Origin of the sequence: Aquiflexum sp. (assembly GCF_041751335.1) — a bacterium.
Classification (GTDB): domain Bacteria; phylum Bacteroidota; class Bacteroidia; order Cytophagales; family Cyclobacteriaceae; genus Aquiflexum.
This window is the reverse complement of the sequence record NZ_JBGSXS010000443.1, coordinates 1-6424: the sequence shown is the minus strand read 5'-3', so window position 1 is coordinate 6424 and position 6424 is coordinate 1. Positions and strand designations below refer to the sequence as shown.

Annotated in this window: 7 protein-coding genes and 1 tRNA gene; 4 read left to right on the top strand and 4 right to left on the bottom strand. The window is 37.2% G+C overall.

Going from position 1 to position 6424, the window contains the following annotated elements:
• From ACEW8U_RS23245 to ACEW8U_RS23235, 3 genes are all read right to left on the bottom strand, one after another.
• The coding region (locus ACEW8U_RS23245; RefSeq protein WP_373524445.1) for a tetratricopeptide repeat protein at positions 1–1088 on the bottom strand (1088 nt) is incomplete at its 3' end.
• Positions 1089–1130: 42 nt separating this feature from the next.
• Positions 1131–2036 (bottom strand): hypothetical protein, encoded by a 906-nt coding sequence (locus ACEW8U_RS23240; RefSeq protein WP_373524444.1) that lies wholly within the window; start codon positions 2034–2036, stop codon positions 1131–1133.
• 452 nt (positions 2037–2488) lie between these two features.
• Positions 2489–3289 carry a DMT family transporter gene (locus tag ACEW8U_RS23235; RefSeq protein ID WP_373524447.1) on the bottom strand — a complete coding sequence of 267 codons (801 nt, stop codon included), beginning with the start codon at positions 3287–3289 and terminating at the stop codon, positions 2489–2491.
• A 246-nt stretch (positions 3290–3535) separates the two neighbouring features.
• Here ACEW8U_RS23235 and ACEW8U_RS23230 point away from each other — a divergent pair, with 246 nt between their 5' ends.
• Positions 3536–4012, top strand: a complete 477-nt coding sequence (locus tag ACEW8U_RS23230; RefSeq protein ID WP_373524443.1) for a peroxiredoxin — start codon at positions 3536–3538, stop codon at positions 4010–4012.
• On the opposite strand, the gene ACEW8U_RS23225 is transcribed toward ACEW8U_RS23230, so the two are convergent.
• Positions 3998–4675, bottom strand: a complete 678-nt coding sequence (locus ACEW8U_RS23225; protein ID WP_373524442.1) for an ABC transporter ATP-binding protein — start codon at positions 4673–4675, stop codon at positions 3998–4000. The genes ACEW8U_RS23230 and ACEW8U_RS23225 overlap by 15 nt on opposite strands.
• 138 nt (positions 4676–4813) lie before the next feature.
• On the opposite strand from ACEW8U_RS23225, the gene sucC reads away from it, so the two are divergent.
• From sucC to ACEW8U_RS23210, 3 genes are all read left to right on the top strand, one after another.
• Positions 4814–6028, top strand: a complete 1215-nt coding sequence (gene sucC, locus ACEW8U_RS23220; protein WP_373524441.1) for an ADP-forming succinate--CoA ligase subunit beta — start codon at positions 4814–4816, stop codon at positions 6026–6028.
• 13 nt (positions 6029–6041) lie between these two features.
• Positions 6042–6115, top strand: a tRNA-Arg gene (locus tag ACEW8U_RS23215).
• A gap of 130 nt (positions 6116–6245) precedes the next feature.
• The coding region (locus tag ACEW8U_RS23210; protein ID WP_373524446.1) for a universal stress protein at positions 6246–6424 on the top strand (179 nt) is incomplete at its 3' end.

Genomic DNA, 6424 nt, shown 5'->3' with positions numbered 1-6424 from the left:
GATTCATAACCGAAGGTATAATCCACCGGATTTGAAAAAATATCTTTGTCTTCAAACAATCCATCTAACTGGATAATGGCTTGGTGGAAAGAACTTGCGGATTCTATATAGTCCCCTGATTCGAACATAATTCTACCCAACAGGTTATAAGTAGATCCCAAGCGGAAGTCTTTTCTTTCGGTACCAAAAATATCCTGGCTTTGAAGAAATTTTTTGATTAGGTCAATGGCTTGAGAGTTTTCGTTTTTTTGAAAATATATTTCGGCCTTTTGGTTAATGAAGATGTAATTATTTTGAAAGTCAGGTGAAACCTTGTTCAGATAATTTGATGCTGAATCCGGGGACCCTTTTTCCAGAAATATTCCTGCAATCTGTGAATTAGTTCTGTCTTGATTTATTCCGTATTTCAACATCTCTTTATATATCAATAATGCAGAATCGGATTTATTAAGATTCACTAATGATGATCCGATATTGTTCAAAAAACTGTAAAGCGCATATTGATAATATGGGTCCAGGTTGTCAAATACTTCCTCTCCGATTGTCAAATTTTTTGCTTTGGTGAAATAATTGATCGCCTGGGTATAATTTCCTGACGCATAATATATTACACCCAAGGAATTATACAGTCTTGAAGACTCATTTTTTGATGCTTTGTTGGCCAACAAGCTTTCAGCTTTTTCCAGGTAATAAATGCTACTGTCTGCTTTGTTTAATAAGTAGTATGCTTCACCGAGAAAAAGGTTTGAACCGAAAAAAACAGAATCTTCTGAAATTTCCCCATTATCAAAATCCAATGCACTTTTATAATATCGGACAGATTCTTCTATCTCCCCGTTGATCAGGAAAAGTGATCCCAGCTTTTCGTAAATGTCAACCAGAATCCTGATTTCCAATTCGGACGATAAAGGATTATCGATGATATCCCTGAATAACACAGTTGCCAAGCTATCTGTAAATTCACTTGGCTCATCTGATTCGTACAGGTCAATTGCACGTGCATATTTGGTCTTGAGCTCATCTTGCATCACCTTTGGATTTTCCTGAAAAAAGATTGCAAGAAATAAAATCAGCCATTTTAAATACATTGAATGATCGGATTAAATTCAATGCAATGATAACCAAATTAATTATCTTGTGGCAACAACAAGCAGGTAAGGTGGTCTGGGTTTGGTTTTTGGATTATCGGCTTTAATCCGGCCACTTTTGAAAAACGGATCTGTGAATGGGAGATTTAAAATCTGTTTATTCTTTTCCTCCATTTCATCCAATAAGCTTTGGGGAATATCAGCAATTGTTTCAAAAAAATAAATACGGATATCTATGCTGTTTAAAACACCCAAACTGCTGTCGGATATTCGGTAATACATTTTAAAGTTTTCAAAGGCTCCATTTGTTGGGGTAGCACCCAAAGCCCCATTTTCAATGGTCGATTGAAGGTCTATATCACCCGTATTACCATCGATTGAAACCCCAAAATCTTCCAGTTTGGTCCCTCCTGGGCCAGATGTATCAAAATCACAATCATCATCATCGTCGTCATCGTCATCATCATCATCCTCACAAGGAATTCGGGCCAAAGGATCACCGTTATAAATTGCGGGTGCAAATCTTTCATTTTCCTCCAGCACATATATCGCATCCAAATAATTGATACCTGAAACTGCGATAAATACAGAACATTCAGGCGCACCATTTGTAGGCTTGAAAGTTACCTGATATTTCAAACCGGTTTCACTGTTGTTGATATCAATCTCTCCTGTAGTACTATTCAAAGCCAATCCTTCCGGAAAGACTTCAAAAGTACCTGATAATGTTTTTGTCGGTAAAATGAGATTTTCAATTTCGTTATTGGTATGTACTAAAGTGTCTGCATACACAAAATCAGCGCAATCAAAAGTTGTTCCCGAAGAACCTAAGGCCTCTCCAGAGTCATTTCCATCAGGTGATTGTTCATTTACACAGCTTGTTAAAAAAATTATAGTATAACCCAAAAAAAGCAGGTATACAAAATGAATATATTTAAACTTGAACATAATTGTAATTCCTTAATTTTTTAAAATCTAATTTAGATTATGGCATTTTTAAAGCAATTTTATTTCCTAATTCAATTTAACCTATACAAATTTTCATAAGCCTAAACATTTAAAATTATCAACATTTTTGCACAATCCAATCTTTGGATAGGAACCTCTCAAATCTTCAAGAATTTAATTTGAATGTCATGCTGAGCATCTAACACGTTATTTTTTATATGAATTTCCGCAATGATGCCAGCCATCTTATTCCCTTTACTTAATGGGACGTATGAACGATTTTAGCTTAAATCGAACTTCAGCTATTTTCTTATTTCAATAAGTTGAATTGCCTTTAAGAAAGCGGATATTTTTTTAACCCTGCACAAATCTATAACAGAATATTGGATGATTTATTATCAAAATCAACTTTGCATACTTTGGTCGAAACAAAATGGAATAATGTAACCACATTATTTTAAAATATTCAAAATTACACCCAATAAGACCAATGACATGCCTAAAAACACCACCAAACTGTATGTTTCCCCAAAAATAAAGAAACCAAACCCCAGGGCATAAATTATTCCGATATAACTCAAACTCGCCACTTTTGACAACTGCGCATTTTGGTAAGACAAGGTCATAAAGTATTGGGCAAATTGTGTCAATAACCCAACTGCCAATAAAATTAGCCAGTCCCAGCCTGTTGGCATCACCCAAAAAAAGTAACTTGCTACTGCTGCAATTGGGATGGTTATCAGTGGAAAATAAAGCATAATGACCAAAGGATGCTCTGAGTTTTTGAGCTTTCGAATCACATTGTATGCAACCCCCATGGCCAAGGAGGCCACTAAGGCAATGGAAAGATCAAATGCAGATATCCTAGGGTCAAAGCCCTCAATAATTATCACTCCCAAAAATGAAATCCCAAAATAAAGAAATTGTCTTCCCTGAACCCGCTCTTTTACCACGAAAATTCCCAAGATAGTAGTGAACACAGGAGCAAGATAATTCAATGTAACTGCACTCGCCAAAGGGATATTCTGCAAAGTGTAAAAAAATGCCATCAGTCCAATTGAACCGGCAATTCCTCTTATGATCAAGAGTTTTTTATTGTTACCAAAGACAGGAAGTTTTTCTCTTGTCAATAAAATATAAGTTAAAATCAGACTGAAGACTGAGCGGAACAATATGATCTCGATAGCCGGAATATGCGGTATCAATTTTACCGAAACATTCATCAGGGAAAATAAAAACCCTGCCAAAAGCATGTGCTGAACACTTTTATTATTCAAAACTCCGAGTTGATTAAGTTTCAAAACTAATTGAAAAATGATAAGTTCAAGAATAACATCTCAAAATTAAATTTTGCTAACATGAATGTTTTTAAAAACAATTAGGTTCCCAAAAAGTATAGTTCTGTATAACTAACCATTTTCTTTACAAGCATTAAATCTAATCCCGATAACTATCGGGTCTTAAATCTAAATTCTAAATTCTTAAATCTAAAATCTCCCATGTCCCTCAAAATAGGAAAAAAAGCACCTGATTTCACATTACCATCTACAAGTGGCAATAATTTTACTTTATCCAAAAACTGTAAAGGAAAAGCCTGTATTGTTTATTTTTATCCAAAAGATTTCACGAAAGTTTGTACCGCTGAGGCCTGTGATTTCAGGGATCAGTTTGGTTCATTCCGGAATCTGGATGTACCTGTTATAGGTATCAGCAGAGATGATATCCCCACACACATCAAATTCCAAAAAGAATATAATTTACCATTCGAATTACTAAGTGATGAAAAGGGAAATGTCTGCAACGCATATGATGCTCTTATTCCATTGATCCGGGTACCCAAAAGAATTACCTATTTTCTGGACAGAGAACATGTTATTCGAGCAGCTTTCTCAGATATGTTTGAGTCCAAAGCCCACGTGGATGAGATGATCAAGGTTCTTCAATCTGAAAAAACCAAAAAATCAACCAATTCCTGATCCCCTTTCTATCCTGAATATTTTTCCATCCTGCATCACCAGCATCCTGTCAGCCATTTTGGCCAACTCCTGATTGTGAGTGACAATGACGAAAGATTGGCCAAACTCTTTTCTCAGGTCAAAAAACAATTTATGTAGCGCCTCTGCGCTTTTGGAATCAAGGTTACCACTGGGTTCATCGGCAAAAATAATCTTTGGATCATTGATCAATGCCCTTGCAACAGCCACTCTTTGCTGCTCTCCGCCTGACAGTTCCGACGGTTTATGTTCCAATCTGGAAGCAAAACCCAATAATTCTGCCAGTTGTCCAGCTCTTTTTTTCAAGTCAGCAGGTTTCCGATTGGCAATTAAACCTGGTATGATAATATTTTCTTCAGCTGTGAATTCAGGCAGCAGATTGTGGAATTGAAAAATGAACCCAATCTCCTTGTTCCTGAAATCAGCCATTTTATCACCTTTTAGCTTGGTGACCTGCGTATCTGCTATCCAGACTTCTCCCCTTTCTGCTTGGTCCAAGGTGCCTAAAATATGTAAAAGTGTACTTTTGCCTGCCCCAGAAGCCCCCACTATTGAAACTACCTCTCCTTGATCAATATTAACATCTATTCCTTTGAGTACGTGCAAATCCCCGTAGTGCTTGTGTATTCCTTTTGCAGTTAGCATAATTTGACTTAAAGAGCCCAAATATAAAATTTCATTTCGCCGCAATTTCAGAAAAGACATTTATTTACCAAAAAGAGCAGAGGTTAATTTGAAAAATAACCTGGTAGCGCTTAACTTCGGGCAAAAATTTTCATAAGGATGAACATACACGAATATCAAGCTAAAGAACTTTTGAAAAGCTACGGAGTGAGAATTCAGGAAGGCCTAGTAGCCAACAGCCCTGAGGAAGCACTTGAAGCGGCTAAGAAACTCAACGCATCAACAGGCACCTCCTGGTTTGTCATCAAAGCCCAGATCCACGCAGGTGGTAGGGGAAAAGGCAAAGTTCAGGAGACTGGCTCAAATGGAGTAGTATTGGCCAAAAGCTTGGAAGATGTTCCACAAAAAGCCGGAAATATTCTAGGTGGCACATTGGTGACCATTCAAACAGGTGAAGAAGGAAAAAAAGTAAATAAAGTTCTTGTAGCTGAGGATGTTTACTATCCGGGAGCATCAGAACCCAAAGAATATTACCTATCAATTCTGTTGGACAGGGCCAAAGGCTGTAATGTCATCATGGCTTCAACAGAAGGGGGAATGGACATTGAAGAAGTTGCAGAACATACCCCTGAAAAAATCATAAAAGAATGGATTGATCCAAATTTAGGTCTTCAGGCTTTTCAAATGAGAAAAATAGCATTTAAGCTTGGACTTGAAGGGACTGCATTTAAAGAAATGGTGAAATTCATATCTTCCCTTTACAATGCCTATATAGGTTCTGATTCTTCCCAATTTGAGATTAACCCCGTATTAAAGACTTCCGATGATAAAATTCTTGCTGTAGATGCAAAAGTAAATCTGGATGACAATGCACTTTTCAGGCACAAGGATTTAGCGGACCTGAGAGATCTAGCTGAAGAAGATCCATTGGAAGTAGAAGCTGGAAAATCTGGATTAAACTATGTTAAACTGGATGGAAACGTTGGCTGCATGGTAAATGGCGCGGGATTGGCGATGGCCACTATGGACATGATCAAGCTTTCAGGCGGTGAACCTGCCAATTTCCTTGATGTAGGAGGAGGAGCAAATGCAACTACAGTTGAAGCAGGGTTCAGAATCATTCTACAAGATCCCAATGTCAAAGCAATTTTGATCAATGTTTTTGGTGGTATTGTAAGATGTGATAGGATTGCAAATGGGGTGGTAGAAGCCTACAAATCAATCGGCGACATTAGAGTTCCTATCATTGTAAGGCTACAGGGAACCAATGCGGAAGAAGGTGCCAAAATCATTGATGAATCAGGTTTAAAGGTTTCTTCAGCCATTACTCTGAAAGAAGCAGCAGAAAAAGTCAGGTTGGCAATTTCTGCCTAATATAATTGGATAAGCGCTCGTAGTTCAACTGGATAGAATATCAGATTTCGGCTCTGAGGGTTGAGGGTTCGAATCCTTCCGAGCGCACAAGCTCTGGATTAAATCCAGGGCTTTTTTTTTGTAATGATTTTTCTCATGTTTTTGACTGATTTCAAATAGGGTTAATCCTTTAAATTCCAGGTACTTTTACGATAATAAAAACCAAAATTCCTTAGCCATGAATAAGATACTCGTTCCCACAGATTTCTCGGACTGTGCATTAGCGGCAGAGAACTATGCATTTCTTTTAGCAAAAAAGGCGGATGCTGAATTGGTGTTCCTTCATATCATCATTACACCAGTAAATTGGTCTAAACTCAATAAGGAACAGGAGGATTTGTTTCCTGATACCAAAAA

Bases quoted from the DNA above. Each gene is read 5' to 3' on its own strand.
- ACEW8U_RS23225 (WP_373524442.1), bottom strand. From the start codon at position 4,675: ATGCTAACTGCAAAAGGAATACACAAGCACTACGGGGATTTGCACGTA.
- sucC (WP_373524441.1), top strand. From the start codon at position 4,814: ATGAACATACACGAATATCAAGCTAAAGAACTTTTGAAAAGCTACGGA.
- ACEW8U_RS23240 (WP_373524444.1), bottom strand. From the start codon at position 2,036: ATGTTCAAGTTTAAATATATTCATTTTGTATACCTGCTTTTTTTGGGT.
- ACEW8U_RS23230 (WP_373524443.1), top strand. From the start codon at position 3,536: ATGTCCCTCAAAATAGGAAAAAAAGCACCTGATTTCACATTACCATCT.
- ACEW8U_RS23235 (WP_373524447.1), bottom strand. From the start codon at position 3,289: ATGCTTTTGGCAGGGTTTTTATTTTCCCTGATGAATGTTTCGGTAAAA.